The 713-nt window shown below is 40.7% G+C and carries 1 protein-coding gene; it reads left to right on the top strand.

Features of this window, described 5'->3' with window-relative positions; genetic code table 11:
* Nucleotides 1-713 (top strand): IS3 family transposase (locus tag DW015_RS13240; protein WP_207659401.1); only part of this gene is annotated, 713 nt, incomplete at both ends.

The raw sequence follows: 713 nt of genomic DNA on the forward strand, positions 1-713 counted from the left end.
ACGGCAAGAGAAAAAGCACAAGTGATATGGGAACTGAGGCATGAACATAAGATAGGGCTGCTCATTGAGATTGCTGATATTCCCCGCAGTACCTACTACTATTATAGTAAGCAATTTGATCATCCAAAGCCGGATCGATATGCTGAAATCAAAACTGAAATACGCCGCATTTACGATGAAAGCAAAGGCCGTTACGGATATCGGAGAATCACCAAAGAATTGAAGAAGAAATTTGTTGTCAATCACAAGACAGTACAGAAACTGATGCGTAAAATGGGCATATTTTGCCGTGTTCGTATGCACAAGTACAACTCATACAAGGGTGATGTCGGCAGAATCGCACCGAATCTTCTGGAACGGAATTTCAAAGCAGATCAGCCAAATCAAAAGTGGGTAACTGACGTTACTGAATTTGCTTTGTTTGGAATTAAGCTGTATCTGTCACCGATCATTGATCTATATAATGGCGAAGTGATTTCATACAATCTAAGCCGTCATCCGAATTTGAATCAGGTAACGGATATGCTTGAGAAAGCATTTGCAAAAATACCTGACAACACAAATCTGATCCTTCATTCAGACCAAGGCTGGCAGTATCAACACAAGCTTTATCAGAAAATGCTCAAAGATAAAGGGATAAGACAAAGTATGTCCCGAAAAGGCAATTGCCTTGACAATGCCTGTGCCGAGAATTTCTTCGGCTTGCTGAAAAC

The organism is Ruminococcus sp. AF37-20 (genome assembly GCF_003460465.1).
Taxonomy (GTDB): Bacteria; Bacillota; Clostridia; order Oscillospirales; family Ruminococcaceae; genus Hominimerdicola; species Hominimerdicola aceti.